Source organism: Kitasatospora sp. NPDC048715, from assembly GCF_043198905.1.
Lineage (GTDB): Bacteria > Actinomycetota > Actinomycetes > Streptomycetales > Streptomycetaceae > Kitasatospora > Kitasatospora lactacystinica.
Genome location: NZ_JBICVH010000008.1, coordinates 213,534 through 231,531 on the forward strand (window position 1 = coordinate 213,534; position 17,998 = coordinate 231,531).

The following is a 17,998-nucleotide window of genomic DNA, read 5'->3' on the forward strand; positions in this document are numbered from 1 at the left end:
ATGTCGTCTCCCCCGGATCTCACTGCGACTGGTCGAGGATCTGGAACAGCTCCTCCGCGGTCGCCGTCTCCAGGCTCGCCGCACTGTCGGTGGTGCCGAACTCGCCGAATCGGGCGGCCAGTTCGCGTAGCCGTCGGCCGACCTCGGCCCGCTCGGAGCCGTCGGTGCCGACGTTCTTCAGGACTTCCTCGAACCTGGCCAGCTCGTCCAGGGCGCTCGCGGCCGGGGCGGTCGGCGCCGGGGCGAGCTCGTCCCGGAGGTGACGCGCCAGGTCCAGCGGCGTGGGGTAGTCGAAGATCAGCGTCGCCGGCAGCCGCAGCCCGGTGGCCAGGGCCAGCCGGTTGCGCAGCTCGACGCCGGTGAGCGAGTCCATGCCGACCTTCAGGAAGCCCCGCTCGGCACCGACCGAGCCCGCCGAGTCGTGGCCCAGCACCGTGGCGGCCTGGGTGCGCACCAGGTCGAGCAGCGCCTCCAGCCGCTCCCGGTCGGAGAGGCCGGCCAGCCGCTCGGGCAGGTGCGCGTCGCGGGCCGCGGCCCCGGTCCGACCGCCCGCCCCGGGCGCCGTCGGCGCCGCGGGGATCAGACCGCGCAGCAGCGGGGGCAGCAGCCCCTGGGTCCGCAGCGCGGCGGTGTCCAGGTTGATCGGCACGACCACGGCGGTGCCGGCGGCCAGACCCGCGTCGAACAGCGCCAGGCCCTCCGCGGTGGACACCGGTGTCATGCCGAGCCGGCGCACCCGGTTGACGTCCAGTTCGGTCAGGTTCCCGGTCATCCCGGTCGGCTGCGCCCACGGGCCCCACGCGAAGGAGACCGTGTCCAGCCCCTCCGCCCGGCGGGCCTGGGCGAAGGCGTCCAGGAAGGCGTTGGCCGCGGCGTAGTTGGCTTGGCCCGCGCCGCCGAAGGTGCCGGCCGCCGAGGAGAAGAGGTGGAAGCCGGACAGTCCGGTGCCGCGGGTCAGCTCGGCCAGGTGCAGTGCACCGCCGACCTTGGCGTGCAGGACCCGGTCGACGCGCGCCGGGTCGAGCCCGACGAGCACGCCGTCGTCCAGTTCGCCGACCGCGTGCACGACGGTGCGCAGCGGGGCGTCGGCCGGGATGCCGGCCAGCAGCGCGGCCGCCGCCGTGCGGTCGCCCACGTCGCAGGCCGCGATCTCGGCCTCGGCGCCCAGGTCGGCCAGTTCGGCGACCAGTTCGGCGGCGCCGGGGGCCTGCGGTCCGCGCCGGCCGGCCAGCACCAGGTGCCGGACGCCGTGCTCGGTCACCAGGTGCCGGGCCAGCGCCTGGCCCAGGGTGCCGGTGCCGCCGGTGATCAGCACGGTGCCGTCCGGGTCGAACACCGGGGTGTCCGGCCGGGCCGGTACGGCCAGTCGGGCCAGCCTCGGCACCCGCACGGCGCCGGACCGCAGCGCGGCCTGGGGCTCGTCGGTGCCCAGCGCGGCGAGCAGGGCGGGGGCGGTGTCCTCGTGGCCGTCCTCGTCGAGCAGCACGAACCGGCCGGGGTGCTCGGACTGGGCGGACTTCAGCAGGCCCCAGGCCGCCGCCGCGGGCAGGTCGGCGGGGGCCTCGGCCGGGTCGGCCGCGACGGCGCCCCGGGTGACCAGCACCAGGCGGGAGGAGCCGAAGCGGTCGTCGGCGAGCCACTGCTGGGCCAGCGCCAGCGCCGTGTGGGTGACGGTGCGGACCGCCTCGGCCGGGTCACCGCCGGTGGCGCCGGCGAGCGGGACCAGGACGGTCGCGGGCTCGTCGGTGCCGCTGAGCGCCGCCGCCACCGCGGCCAGGTCCCGGTGGCGCTCGGGCGGGGCGCCGGCGGCGGTGAGCCGCTCGGCGAGCCCGGACGGGTCGTCACCGGCCAGCAGCAGGCGGCCGGGCCGGGTGTCCCCGGCCGGGGCGGCCCCGGTCCACTCCACCTGGAACAGCGACTGTCCGGGGGCCGGGGCGGTGCCGAGGCCGTCCGGCACCGGCCGGGAGACCAGCGCCTCGACCGAGGCGACGGCGAGCCCGGTGTCGTCCGCGGCCTGGAGGGTGATCCCGTCCGCCTCGGCGAAGGCCAGCCGGACCCGCAGCGAGGTGACGCCCCGCTGGTGGCAGCCGACCCCGCGCCAGGCGAACGGCAGCTCGGCCCGGGCCCGTTCACCGCGCTCGGACTCGCGCAGCGCCCGCAGCATGCCGATGCCGTGCAGCGCCGCGTCCAGCAGCGCCGGGTGGACGCCGAAGCGCTCGGCGTCCGGGCCCGGCTCCGGCAGGGACACCTCGGCGAAGATCTGCTCGTCCAGGCGCCAGGCGGCGCGCAGGCCCCGGAAGGTCGGCCCGTACGCGTAGCCGCGCGCCTCCAGCTCCTGGTAGAAGCCGCCGAGGTCGATCGGCTCGGCGTCCCGCGGCGGCCACTGGGCGAGGTCGAACGCCGGGGCGGGCGGCTCCGGGGCCAGGGTCGCGGTGGCGTGCCGGGTCCAGCCGTCGGTGCCGGCGGCGGCCGTGCCGTCGTCCGGCCGGGAGTAGACGCTCAGCATCCGGCGTCCCGCGGCGTCCGGGGCCTGGACGACGGCCTGCAGGCGTACCGCGCCGTGCTCCGGCAGGAGCAGCGGGGTCTCCAGGGTGAGCTCCTCGACGTGGCCGCAGCCGACCTGCGCGCCGGCCTGCACCGCGATCTCGACGAAGGCCGTACCGGGCAGCAGGACGGTGCCGAGCACGGCGTGGTCGGCCAGCCAGGGCTGGGAGCGGCGGGAGAGCCGGCCGGTCATCAGGACGGCGTCCAGCCCGGCGAGGTCGGCGGCGGCGCCGAGCAGCGGGTGCCCGGTGGCGCCGAGCCCGGCCGTGGCGGCCTCGGCCGCGCCGGAGCCGGCACCTGAGCCGCCGAGCCAGTAGCGCCTGCTCTGGAAGGCGTAGGTGGGCAGGTCGACGGTGCGGGCGCCGAGGCCGCCGAGCAGCTGCGCCCAGTCCACGGCGAGGCCGCGCACGTGCGCCTCGGCGGCGGAGGTCCACAGCCGGTCCAGGCCGCCCTGGTCGCGCCGCAGCGAGCCGACCACGGCGCCGCCGCCGGTGACGGCCTCGTCCAGGTCGTCCAGGGTCTCCTGGATGCCGACGGTGTGCATCGGGTGCGGGCTGGCCTCGACGAAGTGCCGGTAGCCCTCGGCCGCGACGGCGCGCACGGCCTGCTCGAAGCCGACCGTGTTGCGCAGGTTGCGGTACCAGTACCCGGCGTCCAGCTCGGCGGAGTCCGTCCAGCGGCCGAGCGCGGTGGAGTAGAAGGAGACCGCGGAGGAACGCGGGGTGATCCCGGCGAGTTCCGCGACCAGCCGCTCCTCGACGGCCTCGACCTGGGCCGAGTGCGAGGCGTAGTCGACCGCGATCCGGCGGACCCGGACCCCGTCCGCCTCGCAGCCGGCGAAGAACTCCTCCAGGGCCCCGGTCTCGCCCGAGACCACCACGGAGGAGGGCCCGTTGACGGCGGCGACGGAGATCCGCCCCGCCCACGGGGCGATCCGTTCCCCGGCCTTCGCGGCGGGGAGCGCGACCGAGACCATGCCGCCCTTGCCGGACAGCGCGGTGATCGCCCGGCTGCGCACGGCCACCACCCGGGCGGCGTCCTCCAGCGACAGCGCGCCGATCACGCAGGCGGCCGCGATCTCGCCCTGCGAGTGGCCGATCACCGCGTCCGGTTCGACGCCCCAGGAGCGCCAGACCGCGGCGAGCGAGACCATCATCGCCCACAGGGCCGGCTGCACCACGTCGACCCGGTCCAGCGCGGCCGCGCCCTCGACGCCGCGCACCACGTCCACCAACGACCAGTCGGTGTACGGGGCGAGCGCCTCGTCGCAGGCGGCGATGTGCTCGGCGAAGACCTCCGAGGAGTCCATCAGCCCGGCGGCCATGCCGGCCCACTGGGCGCCCTGGCCGGCGAACACGAACACGGTGCGGCCGTTCACGGCCGAGCCGGTCGGGGTGCCCTCGGGGGTCTGCCCCGCGGCCAGCCCGGCGAGGCCGCCGCGCAGCTCGGCCCGGTCGGCGGCGAGCACCACGGCGCGCTCGGCGAACGGGGTGCGGGTGGTCGCCAGCGAGTAGGCGAGGTCGCCGAGGTCCGCCGCGGGCTCGGCGTCCAGGTGTGCCAGCAGCCGTTCGGCCTGCTCGCGCAGGGCCTGCGGGCCGCGGGCGGAGAGCACGAAGGGCAGCGTGCCGGCCGCGCGTTCCGCGCGCGGCTCCTCCTCGGGCTCCGGGGCCTGCTCCAGGACGGCGTGGGCGTTCGTGCCGGTCCCGCCGAAGGAGGAGACGCCGGCCCGGCGCGGGCCCTCGGTGCTCGGCCAGGGGCGGGCCTCGGTCAGCAGCTCGACCCGGCCCGCGCTCCAGTCGACGTGCGGGGTCGGCTCCTCGGCGAACAGGGTCGGCGGCAGGACGCCGGCGCGCAGCGCCATCACGGTCTTGATCACACCGGCGACGCCGGAGACGGACTGGGTGTGCCCGATGTTGGACTTCAGCGAGCCTAGCCCGACCGGCCGGTCCTCGGGGCGGTCCTGACCGTACGTCGCGATCACGGCCTGGGCCTCGATCGGGTCGCCGAGCGAGGTCCCGGTGCCGTGCGCCTCGACCAGGTCGATGTCGCTCGGCCGCACCCCGGCGCTGGCCAGCGCCTGGCGGATGACCCGCTGCTGGGACGGCCCGTTGGGCGCGGTCAGGCCGTTGGAGGCGCCGTCCTGGTTGGTCGCCGAGCCGGTGTACAGGGCGAGCACGGGGTGGCCGTTGCGGCGCGCCTCCGAGAGGCGCTCCAGGACCACCACGCCGACGCCCTCGCCCCAGTTGGTGCCGTCGGCGGAGGCGGCGAACGCCTTGCAGCGGCCGTCCGGCGCCAGTCCGCGCTGGCGGCTGAACTCGGTGAAGGAGACCGGGGTGGGCAGCACGGTGACGCCGCCGGCCAGGGCCAGCGTGCACTCGCCGTTGCGCACCGCCTGCCAGGCGAGGTGCAGCGCCACCAGCGAGGAGGAGCAGGCGGTGTCCACGGTGACCGCCGGGCCCTCCAGGCCGAGCGTGTACGCGAGCCGCCCGGACACCGCGGCGGTGCCCGTCCCGGCCAGGAAGAAGCCCTCGGAGGCGGCGATGCCGTCCTGCGCGTCCACGCCGTAGCCCTGGAAGGAGGTGCCGACGTAGACGCCGGCCTTGGCGCCGGCCATCGTCGCCGGGTTGATCCGGGCCCGCTCCAGCGCCTCCCAGGCCGCCTCCAGCAGCACCCGCTGCTGGGGGTCCAGGGTGATCGCCTCGCGCGGGCTGATGCCGAAGAACTCGGCGTCGAAGTGGCCGGCGCCCTCCAGGAAGCCGCCCTCGCGGACGTAGGTGGTGCCGGGCCGGTCCGGGTCGGGGTGGTAGAGCGCGTCCAGGTCCCAGCCGCGGTCGGCGGGGAACGGGGTGACGGCGTCCTGGCGGCCCAGCACCAGCTCCCACAGGTCCTCCGGGGAGCGGACGCCGCCGGGGAAGCGGCAGCCGATGCCGACGATGGCGATCGGGTCGTCGTCCGCGGGCGCCGCGCCGTGCTCCGGCGCGGGGGCCGCGGTGGCCGGGGCGCCGAGCAGCAGGGTGGCCAGGTGGTCGGCGACGGCGGCCGGCGTCGGGTGGTCGAAGACCATGGTGGCCGGCAGCCGCAGCCCGGTGGCGGTGCGCAGCCGGTTGCGGACCTCGACCGCCATGATCGAGTCCAGGCCGACCTCGCGGAACGCCCGGGCGGGCTCGACGTCCCCGGGTCCGGGGTAGCCGAGCACGGCGGCGGTGTGGGTGCGGACCAGGTCGAGGACGACCCGGCCGCGCTCGCCCGCGGGGAGGGCGGCCAGCCGCTGGGCGAACTCGCCCTCGCCGGCGGGCGCCGCGGTCTGCGGCCCGGAGTCGGCGAGCGCCTCCCGGGCCTCGGGGATCTCGTCGATCAGCGGCCGCTCGCGGGCGGCGCTGTAGGCCGGGGCGAAGGCGGCCCAGTCGATGTCGGCGACGGTCAGCAGGGTCTCGTCGTCGGCGAGCGCCTGGCCGAGCGCGGTGACCGCGAGCTGCGGGTCCATCAGGGCCAGGCCCCGCCGGCCGAGGACGGCCATCGCCTCGTCGGTGGCCATGCCGCCGCCGGCCCAGCCGCCCCAGGCGACCGAGGTGGCGCGCAGCCCGAGCGAGCGCCGGTACTGGGCGAGCGCGTCCAGGCGGGCGTTGGCGGCCGCGTAGGCGGCCTGGCCGCTGCCGCCCCAGACGGCCGCGCCGGAGGAGAACAGGACGAAGGCCTCCAGGTCGTCCCCGGCGAGTTCGTGCAGGTGGACGGCGCCGGCGACCTTGGCCTCCAGGGTGGCGGCCAGTTCCGCGACGTCGGTGTGCAGCACGGGCGTGCTCTGGGCGACGCCGGCCGCGTGCACGACGGCGGTGAGCTCCGGCAGCCGCGCCAGCAGGGCGGCGACGGCGGAGCGGTCGGTGACGTCCACGGCCTCGATCCGGACCTCGGCGCCGAGCGCGGTCAGCTCCGCGGCCAGCTCCGCGGCGCCGGGGGCGGCCGGTCCGCGCCGGCCGGCCAGCACCAGCCGTTCGGCGCCGGCCCGGGCCAGCCAGCGGGCCACGTGGCCGCCGACGGCGCCCGTCCCGCCGGTGACCAGGACGGTGCCGCGGGGCTGCCAGCCGTCCGTGCCCGCGGCGTCCTCGCGCGGGGCCCGGACCATCCGGCGGCCGAAGACGCCGGCGGCCCGCAGGGCCACCTGGTCCTCGCCGGAGCCGCCGTGGAGCACGGCGGCCACCCGGGCGAGGGCGCGGTCGTCCGGGTCGGCGGGCAGGTCGAGCAGGCCGATCCGACGGCCGGTGAGTTCCAGTCCGGCGGTCAGGCCGAGGCCCCAGGCGCCGGCCTGCTCCGGGCGGGTCAGCGGGTCGGCGGCCCCCACCGAGACCGCGCCCCGGGTGGCGATCCAGAGCGGTGCCGTGCCGCCGGCCGCCTCCACGGCCCGGACCAGGGCGAGGGTGCGGGCCAGCCCGCGGGAGAGCACCGGGTGGTCCGGGTGGGTCTCCTCGTCCAGGGCCAGCAGGGAGAGCACGCCGGCCGGCCCCTCGGCCACCGCCTCGGCGATCCGCTCGCCGAGGCCGTCGCCGGACGGGTCGTCGGCGGCGGGCGAGACGGTCACCACGCGGGCCCCGTGCTCGCCGAGCGCCCGCGCGCAGAACGCGGCGGTCCCGTCGTCCTCGCCGCCCGGGACGACCAGCAGCCAGGTGCCGGAGAGTTCGGCGCCCTCGGTGCGGGCGATGCGCCGCCAGCGCACCCGGTAGCGCCAGTTGTCGATGGTGGAGCCGTCCCGGCGTCGCGCCCGCCAGGAGGAGAGCACCGGCAGCGCGGGCGCGGCGGCGGCCAGCGCGGCGCGGGCGTCCGGGTCGTCCACGCCGAGTGCCTCGGCCAGCCCGGCCGGGTCGGCCTCGGAGACCGCCGCCCAGAACCGCTCCTCGGCCGGGTCGCGCAGGGCGTCGCCGGCCGCGGCGCCGTGCGCCGTCGGCAGGTCGAGCCAGTAGCGCTGCCGCTGGAACGCGTAGGTGGGCAGCTCGACGGCGGTGGCCGGGGCGCCGCCGAGGACCGCGGACCAGTCCGGGCGGGCGCCGTGGACGTGCGCCTCGGCGAGCGAGCGCAGGAACCGGGCCGGGCCGCCCTCGTCGCGGCGCAGGGTGCCGACCACGGTCACCTCGCCGGTGCCGGGGAGTTCCTCGGCGGCCTCCTGCACGCCGGGGCCCAGCACCGGGTGCGGGCTGGACTCGACGAAGGTGCGGTAGCCGTCCTCCAGCAGGGAGCGGACGGCGTGGGCGAACCGGACGGGCTCGCGCATGTTGCGGTACCAGTAGGCGGTGCCCAGCTCGGTGGTGTCGAGCGCGCCGCCGGTCACGGTGGAGTAGAAGGCCGTCCGGGCGGGCCGCGGCTCGATGCCGGCCAGCGCCTCCAGCACGGCCTCGCGCAGCGGCTCGACCTGCGGCGAGTGGCCGGCGCCGTTGACCCGGACCTTGCGCACCCGCACGTCCTCGGCGGCCAGCGCCTCGACGAACCCGTCGACCGTCCCCGGGTCTCCGGCGACCACGATCGAGCGCGGGCCGTTGACGGCGGCGATGTGCAGCTCACCCGGCCAGGCCTCGATCCGGGCGGCCACCTCGTCCTCGGGCAGCGAGACCGACGCCATGGCGCCCTGCCCGGCGAGCGCCAGGAGCAGCCGGCTGCGCAGCGCGACGATCCGCATCGCGTCGGACAGCGTGAGCGCGCCCGCGACGTGGGCCGCCGCGATCTCCCCCTGGGAGTGCCCGACCACGGCGGCGGGGGTGATGCCGTGCGAGCGCCAGAGCGCGGCCAGCGACACCATCATGGTGAACAGCACGGGCTGGACGACGTCCATCCGCTCGATCGGCGGGGCGTCCTCGGCGCCGCGCAGCACGTCCTCCACCGACCAGTCGGCGTACTGGGCCAGGGCGGCGTCACAGGCCCGGACGGAGTCGCGGAAGACCTCGGAGGCCTCCAGCAGACCGGCGGCCATGCCGGCCCACTGGGTGCCCTGGCCGGGGAAGACGAACACGGTGCGGCCCCCGGCGGCGGCGACGCCGCGCACCAGGCCCTCGGCCGTCCGGTCCTCGGCGAGCGCCGTCAGCAGCTCGGTGAAGGAGTCCCGGTCGTCGGCGAGGAGCACCGCGCGGTGGTCGAAGGCGGAGCGGCCGGACGACAGCGCTCCGGCGATCTGACGGTCCGTCAGCTCCGCCCGGGTGGAGAGGTGTTCGAGCAGCCGTGCGGCCTGCGCGCGCAGCGCGGCCTCGCCGCGGGCGGACAGCAGCCAGGGGGTGGGGGCGCCGTCCAGGGACGGGGCGGCCGGCCGCGCCGGGGCCTCGGCCTGCTCCGGCGCCTCCTCCAGGATCACGTGGACGTTGGTGCCGCTCATGCCGAACGAGGAGACGCCCGCCCGGCGGGTGCGACCGCCCCGCGGCCACGGCACCGGCTCGGTGAGCAGGCGCAGCGCGCCCGCCGACCAGTCCACGTGCGGGGTCGGCTCGTCCACGTGCAGGGTGGCGGGCAGCAGGTCGTGCCACATCGCCTGGACCATCTTGATCACGGCGGCGACGCCGCCCGCGGACTGGGTGTGCCCGATGTTGGACTTGACCGAGCCGAGCCACACCGGGCGGTCGGCCTCCCGGTCCCGGCCGTAGACGGCCTGGAGCGCCCGTGCCTCGATCGGGTCGCCCAGCTCGGTGCCGGTGCCGTGCGCCTCGATGGCGTCGACGTCGCCGGGGGCGAGCCGGGCGGCGCTCAGCGCCTGCCGGATGACCTTCTGCTGGGCCCGGCCGCTGGGGGCGGTCAGCCCGTTGCTGGCGCCGTCGTGGTTGACGGCGGTGCCGCGGACCAGGGCCAGCACCCGGTGGCCGTTGCGGCGGGCGTCGGAGAGCCGCTCGACCAGCAGCATGCCGGCGCCCTCGCCCCAGCCGGTGCCGTCGGCGGCGGCGGCGAAGGCCTTGCAGCGGCCGTCGGTGGAGACCGCGCCGCCCTGGGTGCCCTCGACGAACATGGTCGGCACGACCATCAGGGTCACGCCGCCGACCAGCGCGAGCGAGCAGTCGCCGCGCCCGAGCGCCTCGCCCGCCGTGTGCAGCGCCACCAGCGAGGAGGAGCAGGCGGTGTCGATGGACAGCGCCGGGCCCTCCAGGCCGAGGGTGTACGCGACCCGGCCGGAGGTGACGGAGGCGGCGGTGCCGAGCATCAGGTGCGGGCCGATGCCCTCGGGCACCTCGGTGGCGCCGACGCTGTAGCCGGTGGTGGCGTTTCCGACGAAGACGCCGGTCGGGCTGCCGTGCAGCGTGGTCGGGTCGATCCCGGCGCTCTCGATCGCCTCCCAGGCCGTCTCCAACAGCAGCCGCTGCTGCGGGTCCATCGCCAGGGCCTCGCGCGGGCTGATGCCGAAGAAGGCGGGGTCGAAGTCGGCCAGGCCGTCGACGAAGCCGCCGTCGAGGCCGTCCGCGAAGCCCTCCGGGAAGGCTCCGAGGTCCCAGCCGCGGTCGGTGGGCACCGGGGTCATGGCGTCCACGCCCTGGCTGACGATCCGCCACAGCCCCTCGGGGGTGTCGGCGCCGCCGGGCAGTCGGCAGCTCATGCCGATGATCGCCAGCGGGTCGTCGGCCGGGCCGGTGGCGGCCACCGGGGCCGGGCCGGCGGTGGCGGTCCCGGACGCGGGCTCGGGCTCGGACGCGCCGAGCAGTTCGCGACCGAGCTCCTCGGCGAGCAGCGCCGGGGTCGGGTGGTCGAAGACCAGGGTGGCCGGCAGCCGCAGCCCGGTGACGGCGGAGAGCCGGTTGCGCAGCTCGACCGCGGTCAGCGAGTCGACCCCGAGCTCCTTGAACGCCCGGTTCGGGTCGACCGGTTCGGGCCCGGCGAAGCCGAGCACGGCGGCGGCCTGGCCGCGCACCTGCTCCAGCAGCAGCCGGAGCCGGTCCTCCGCGCCGAGTCCGGCCAGCCGGCGGCCGAGGGTCGAACCGGCGGCGGCCGGGTCGGCGCCGGAGACGCGCCGGGTGCCGCCGCGGACGAGTTCGCGCAGCAGCGGCGGCAGCGACCCCGCGCCGGCGGCCAGGGCCGCCTGGTCCAGCCCGGTGGCGACCAGCGCCGGGTGGGGCAGGGCGAGCGCCGCGTCCAGGGCCGCGAGGCCGCGCTCGACGGAGAGCGGCGGGAAGGCGGAGCGGGCGATGCGCTCGCGCTCGGCCCCGGTCAGCCGGCTGGTCATGCCGGCGGTGTCCTGCCACGCGCCCCAGGCCAGCGACAGCGCGGGCAGCCCGGCGGCGCGGCGGCGGTGGGCGAGGGCGTCGAGGTAGGCGTTGGCGGCGGCGTAGCCGGCCTGCCCGGCGCTGCCCAGGGTGCCGGCGGCAGAGGAGTAGAGCACGAAGGCCGCCAGGTCGGCGTGCCGGGTCAGCTCGTCCAGGTGCGCGGCGGCGTCCGCCTTGGCGCGCAGGACGGCGGCGGCGCGCTGCGGGGTCAGCCCGGTGACCACGGCGTCGTCCACCACGCCGGCCAGGTGGAACACCCCGGTCAGCGGGCGGGTGAGCCCGGCGAGCACCGCGGCGAGCGCGTCCCGGTCGGCGGCGTCGCAGGCGAGCAGTTCGACCTGCGCGCCCCGTTCGGCCAGCGCCTCGGTGAGCGCGGCGGCGCCCTCGGCGGCGGGCCCGGTACGGCTGAGCAGGGTGAGGTGGCGGACGCCGTGGGCGGTCGCCAGGTGCTCGGCGAGGCCCCGGCCGAGGCCGCCGGTGCCGCCGGTGACCAGGACGGTGCCGTCCGGGTCGAAGGCGCGCGGCAGGGTGAGGACGACCTTGCCGATCTGGCGGGCCTGGCCGATGTGGCGGAACGCCTCGGGGGCGGTGCGCACGTCCCAGGCGCGCAGCGGCGGCAGCCGCAGCTCGCCGGCGCGGAACAGCTCCAGCAGGGTGGCGAGGATCTCGCCGATCCGCTCGGGGCCGGCCTCGATCAGGTCGAAGGCCTGGTAGCGCACGCCGCGGTGGCGGGCGGCGACCTCGCCGGGGTCGCGGACGTCGGTCTTGCCCATCTCGATGAAGCGGCCGCCGCGCGGCAGCAGGTCGAGCGAGGCGTCGACGAACTCGCCGGCCAGGGCGTCCAGCACCACGTCCATGCCGCGGCCGTCGGTGGCCTCGGCGAAGCGCCGGGCGAAGCCGGTGTCCCGGGAGGAGGCGATCCGGTCGGCGGCGACACCCAGGGCGCGCACCGCCTCCCACTTGGCCGGGCTGGCGGTGCCGTAGACCTCGGCGCCCAGGTGTCGGGCGACCTGGACGGCGGCGGTGCCGACGCCGCCCGCGGCGGCGTGGATCAGCACCGACTCGCCGGCCCGCAGGCCGGCCAGGTCCACCAGGCCGTAGTAGGCGGTGGCGTAGGCGATCGGGACGGCCGCGGCCTCGGCGAAGGACCAGTGCGCGGGCATCGGCGCGAGCAGCCGGTGGTCGGTGACGGCGACGGGGCCGAACGCGGCCGGGCAGAGGCCGAACACCCGGTCGCCCGGGCGCAGGCCCTCGACGTCCGGTCCGACCTCCAGCACCACGCCGGCGGCCTCGCCGCCGAGCACGACCTCGCCCGGGTACATGCCGAGCGCGCCCAGCACGTCGCGGAAGTTCAGGCCCGCCGCGCGCACGCCGAGCCGCACCGCGCCGGGGGCCAGCGGGACGGCCGGGTCGACCGGCAGCAGTTCGAGGGCCTCCAGAGTGCCCGGGTCGCGGGTGTCCAGCCGCCAGGCCCCGGCTCCGGCCGGGGCCGGCAGGCCGGCGGGCACGGCCGCGCGGACCAGGCGGGCGGCGGCGAGTTCGCCGTCGCGCAGCGCCAGTTGGGGTTCGCCGCAGGCGACGGCGGCGGTCAGCACCTCGGTCGGCACCGGCACCCCGGCGGGGGCGTCCAGCAGGACGAAGCGGTCGGGGTGCTCGGTCTGCGCGGTGCGCACCAGGCCCCAGGCTGCGGCGCCGGCCGGGTCGGCGACCGGGTCGCCGGGGGCGGCGGCGACCGCGTCGCGGGTGAGCACCACCAGGCGGGCGGGCGTGAAGCGGTCGTCGGCCAGCCAGTCCTGGAGCACCGTCAGCACCCGGGCGACGGCCTCCTGCGCCGAGCCGGCCGGGCATGGCAGCACCACGATTCCGGGCACGTGGCCGTCCTCGTCGACGGCCGCGGCCAGGGCGTCCTCGGCGTCCAGCAGCGCGAGGTCCGCGGGCACGGCGACCTCGGTGCCGCCGTCGGCCGGGCGCCGCCAGTCCACCCGGTACAGCCCGGCCGGGTCGGCGGACGGACCGGCGGGGGCGGCCGCGCGCAGCACGAGGCGCTCGACGGTGACGACCGGCCGGCCGTCGCCGTCCCAGGCGACCAGGGAGAGCGCGTCCTCACCCAGCGGGGTGATCCGGGCCCGGACGCCGGGGGCGCCGGAGGCGCGCAGGGCGACCCCGGTCCAGGAGAACGGCAGTCCGGCGGTGAGCGGGGTGCCGTCGGCTCCCCCGTCGGCCGTCGAACGGACCGCGAGCGCGTGCAGGACGGCGTCCAGCAGCGCCGGGTGCAGGCCGTAGCGGCGGGCCTCCTCGGGGTCTCCGGCCCGGGCCTCCAGCAGGATCGCGTCACCGTGGCGCCAGGCGGCGGCCAGGCCGCGGAAGGCCGGGCCGTACGCCAGTCCGGCCGTCTCCAGCAGCTCGTACACGGCGTCCACGTCGGCCGGGGCGGCGCCGACGGGGGGCCACTGCTGCGGGGCCGGCTCGGCCGCCGCGCCGTCGGCGGTGGGGGCCAGCACGCCGGTCGCGTGCCGGGTCCAGGGCCGCTCCGGCCAGTTGTCGTCGGCCCGCTCCTCGGGCCGGGCGTGCACCGTGACGGTGCGGCGGCCGTCCGGGCCGGCGGCGCCGACCGCCACCTGGACCTGGACCGCGCCGCGGTCGGGCAGCGCCAGCGGCGCCTCCAGGACCAGCTCGTCGAGGTCCCCGCAGCCGACCTGGTCGCCCGCGTGGACGGCGAGTTCGACGAAGGCGGTGCCGGGAACGACGACCCGGCCGTGCACCCGGTGGTCGGCCAGCCACGGGTGGGCGTCGGCGGACAGCCGTGCGGTGAACAGCAGTTCGTCCCCGCCGGCGAGCGAGATCCCGGCGCCGATCATCGGGTGGCCGATGGCGCTCAGGCCCGCCGCGGTGACGTCGCCGCGCCAGGAGGCGGTGTTGGGCCAGTACGGCGCGGTCTCGAAGGCGTAGGTCGGCAGGTCCAGCAGGCGTCCGTCACCGAAGACGGCGGCCCAGTCGACGGCGCCGCCGTGCACGTGCAGGCCGGCCAGCGCGGTGGCGACGCTCAGCGGCTCGGGCCGGTCGCGGCGCAGCAGCGGGGCCAGGAAGACGGTGTCCTCGCGGTGGGCGAGGCTCTCCCGGGCCATGGCGGTGAGCACGCCGTCGGGCCCGAGTTCGAGGTAGCGGGTGACGCCCTGCGCGTCCAGGTGCCGGACCCCGTCGGCGAACCGGACGGTCTCGCGGACCTGCCGGGCCCAGTGGTCCGGGTCGGCCAGCTGCTCGGCGCCGACGGGGGCGCCGGTGAGGTTGGAGACCACCGGGATCACCGGCGGCCGGAACGCGAGCCCCGCGACGACCTCGCGGAACTCCGCCAGCATGCCGTCCATGTGCGGCGAGTGGAAGGCGTGCGAGACCCGCAGCTCGCGGGTGCGCAGGCCGCGTTCGCGCCAGGTGGCGGCGAGCGCCAGGACCGCTTCGCGGTCGCCGGAGACGACCGTCGAGGCCGGCCCGTTGACGGCGGCGACGGCGACCCGGTCGGCCACCGCGGCCAGGTCCTCGCGGACCCGCGCCTCGTCCGCGCCGACGGCGAGCATCGCGCCGCCCTCGGGCATCGCCTGCATCAGCCGTCCGCGCGCGGCGACCAGGGTGCAGGCGTCGTCCAGCGGGAGCGCGCCCGCGACGTGGGCGGCGGCGACCTCGCCGACCGAGTGGCCGAGCAGGAAGTCGGGGGCCGGGCCGAAGGCGGTCGCCAGGCGGTACAGCGCCACCTCGACGGCGAACAGCGCGGCCTGGGTGTAGGCGGTCCGGTCGAGCAGCGCGGCGGTGTCGCTGCCGGGCTCGGCGTCGAGCACGGCGCGCAGCGGCGGGTCGAAGTGCGGGTCCAGCCGTTCGCACACCTCGGCCAGGGCCTCGGCGAACACGGGCTGGGCGGCGGCCAGTTCGGCGCCCATCCGGGCGCGCTGGGCGCCCTGGCCGGTGAACAGGAAGGCCAGCTTGCCGCTCCTGCGGGCGGCGGTGCCGCGCACCACCCGGCCGCTCTCGGTGCCGTCCTCCAGGGCGGCCAGGCCGGCCTCCAGGCCGGCGCGGTCGGCCGCGACGACCACCGCGCGGTGGCTCAGCGCGGCGCGGGTGACGGCCAGCGAGCGGCCGAGGTCCGCCGGGTGCACCGCCGGGTCGGCCGTCAGCAGGGCGCGCAGCCGCGCGGCCTGGCCGCGCAGCGCGGCCTCGCTCTTGGCGCCGAGGACGAAGGGGAGTTCCCCGCCGGCCGGGCCTGCCACGGCCTCCGCCGCCCCGGCCTCCGCCGCCCCGGGCTCGTCGGCCGCGGGCTCGTCGGCCTCCTCCAGGATGATGTGGGCGTTGGTGCCGCTGATGCCGAACGAGGAGACGCCCGCGCGGCGCGGCTCGGCGCCGCGCGGCCAGGGCCGGGACTCGGTGAGCAGTTCCACCGCGCCGGCCGACCAGTCCACGTGCGGGGTCGGTCCGTCCACGTGCAGGGTGGCCGGCAGCACGCCGTGCCGCAGCGCCATCACGGTCTTGATCACGCTGGCCACGCCGGCCGCGGCCTGGGCGTGCCCGATGTTGGACTTGACCGAGCCGAGCCACAGCGGACGGTCCTGCGCCCGGCCCTGGCCGTAGGTGGCCAGCAGGGCCTGGGCCTCGATCGGGTCGCCCAGCTCGGTGCCGGTGCCGTGCGCCTCGACCAGGTCGACGTCCCCGGTGGACAGCTTGGCGCTGGCCAGGGCCTGCATGACGACCCGCTGCTGGGACGGCCCGTTGGGGGCGGTGAGCCCGTTGGAGGCGCCGTCCTGGTTGGCCGCCGAGCCGCGCACCACGGCGAGCACCGGGTGCCCGAGCCGGCGCGCGTCGGAGAGCCGCTCCACCAGGAGCACGCCGACGCCCTCGGACCAGCCGGTGCCGTCGGCCGCGGCGGCGAAGGACTTGCACCGGCCGTCCCCGGCCAGCCCGCGCTGCTTGCTGAACTCGGTGAACACACCCGGGGTGGCCATGACGGTGACGCCGCCGACCAGCGCCAGCGAGCACTCGCCCTGGCGCACCGAACGGGCGGCCAGGTGGAGCGCGACCAGCGAGGAGGAGCAGGCGGTGTCCACGGTGATCGCGGGGCCCTCCAGGCCCATCGCGTAGGAGACCCGGCCCGAGATGACGGCGCTGGCGCCGCCGGTGAGCAGGTAGCCCTCGCCGCCCTCGTGCGGCGACCCGGCGACCAGCGCGGTGTACTTCTGGTCGCCGGCGCCGATGAAGACGCCGGTGTCGCTGCCGCGCAGCGAGGTGGGGTCCAGGCGGGCGCGCTCGACGGCCTCCCAGCACGCCTGGAGCAGCAGCCGCTGCTGCGGGTCCATCGCCAGCGCCTCGCGCGGCGAGATGTCGAAGAACCCGGGGTCGAACTCGGTGGCCCCGGTGACGAAGCCGCCCTCGCGCACGTAGCTGGTCGCGGCCCGGTCCGGGTCGTCGTCGAAGAGGTGGTCGAGGGCCCAGCCGCGGTCCTCCGGGAAGGGGCCGATGGCGTCGGCGCCGTCGGCCACCAGCCGCCAGAGGTCCTCCGGTGAACGGACGCCGCCGGGGAACCGGCAACTCATCCCGATGATCGCCAGCGGTTCGGCGTCCGCCGCCTCGAAATCGGCCAGGCGTTGCCTGGTCCGGTGGAGATCGGCGGTGACCCGCTTCAGATAATCGCGAAGCGTATCCTTATCAACCATCTGGTGAAACCCTCTTCCACGGATGGCGCGACGAATAGACGGAGACGACCGGCCGGCCCGTTGAGGGAATTCCTGGACTTTCGCCGCCGCCGCGTGCACCAGCCGCCCAATTCACCGGTCCCGCCCGACGCAGGCTAATCGTGGCCCGGCGCCGTCAACCACCCCTAGCCTCAAGGATTCCCCCTTAACCAGCACGCCGCCGGGAAGGATAGGGGTTGACCCCTCATCACCGTCCGCCGGAGCCTGGGGGAAAAATTTCCTCGCGATGATTGGCCGGGTCATGGTGGAGCGGCAAAGGACCAGGGTTCTCTTCGACCTCAACGATCCGCAGCTCCATAGGAACAGATACGCCTACTATCGGCGGCTGCGCGAGACGGAACCCATTCACCATTCGCCGTACGGATTCTGGACGCTCAGCCGGTACGACGACGTGGACGCGTTCCTGCGCTCCCCGCAGGCGTCCTCCAGCGTCACCACGGATCCGGCGTTCGCGGAGCAGCGCGGCGGTCCCGACAGCCCGGCGATGCGCAGCCTGAGCCGCTGGATGCTGGTGAAGCACGGCGAGGAGCACCGCAAGCTGCGCCGCATCATCGCCCGGGCGGTGACGCCGCGCGCCGTGCAGCGCCTGGAGCCGGAGATCCTGCGCATCGTCAACCGGCTGATCGACGACATGGGCGAGGGCGAGGTCGACCTGATCGAGCAGCTCGCCGCCCCCGTCCCGGTCGCGGTGATCTGCGGCCTGCTGGGCATTCCGATCGAGGACGCGGACAAGTGCCTCAAGTGGACGAACGCGATCGCCAACATCATCGACCCGCTGATCACCCCGCGGATGCGGGACGCGATGAACCAGGCCGAGCCGGAGTTCAGCGCCTACATCCGGCACCAGATGGAGCTGCGCCGGGCCGAGCCCCGGGACGACGTCCTGACCATGCTGATGGCGAAGGACGAGGACGGCGAGGGGCTCAGCGACGAGGACGTGATCGCCCAGGTGCTGCTGCTGTTCAACGCCGGGCACGAGACCACGATCAACGTCATCGGCAACAGCATGCACGCCCTGCTGACCAACCCCGACCAGCTGGAGCTGCTGCGGGCGAACCCGGGGATGATGGGCGACTGCTTCGAGGAGCTGGCCCGCTACAACTCCACGGTGCAGGTCATCCTGCGGCACCTGACCGACGACCTCGTCCTCTCCGGGCAGCGCATCCCGGCCGGCGACGTCGTCCTGGCGATCCTCGGCGCCGCCCACCGCGACCCGGCGAGGTTCCCCGACCCGGACCGCCTGGACCTGCGCCGCGAGGGCGTGAAGTCGCTCGCCTTCGGCTCCGGACCGCACTACTGCATCGCCGCGATGCTCGGCCGGACCGAGGTCTGCCTGACCATCACCGAGCTGCTGCGGCGCTACGGGAGGATCGAGCCGGCCTCCACGGAGCTGGAGTGGCACACCCGGTTCAACTTCGTGCTGGGCCTCAAGCGCCTGCCGCTGCGGGTCGCGTACCGCGCCTGAGCCGGCGGCCCGCGGACGGAACCGCCCGGGAGCGTACGAGA

Annotated in this window: 2 protein-coding genes; one reads left to right on the forward strand and one right to left on the reverse strand. The window is 77.0% G+C overall.

Annotation, left to right across the window (positions count from 1 at the left end):
- Positions 1-19 precede the first annotated feature (19 nt).
- Complete coding sequence (locus ACGFSC_RS17180) at positions 20-16,453, reverse strand: type I polyketide synthase (protein WP_359905262.1); 16,434 nt, start codon at positions 16,451-16,453, stop codon at positions 20-22.
- 280 nt (positions 16,454-16,733) lie between these two features.
- Between ACGFSC_RS17180 and ACGFSC_RS17185 the strand changes: the two genes are divergently transcribed.
- Positions 16,734-17,957, forward strand: a complete 1,224-nt coding sequence (locus ACGFSC_RS17185; protein WP_359905265.1) for a cytochrome P450 — start codon at positions 16,734-16,736, stop codon at positions 17,955-17,957.
- The last annotated feature ends 41 nt before the right edge of the window (positions 17,958-17,998 follow it).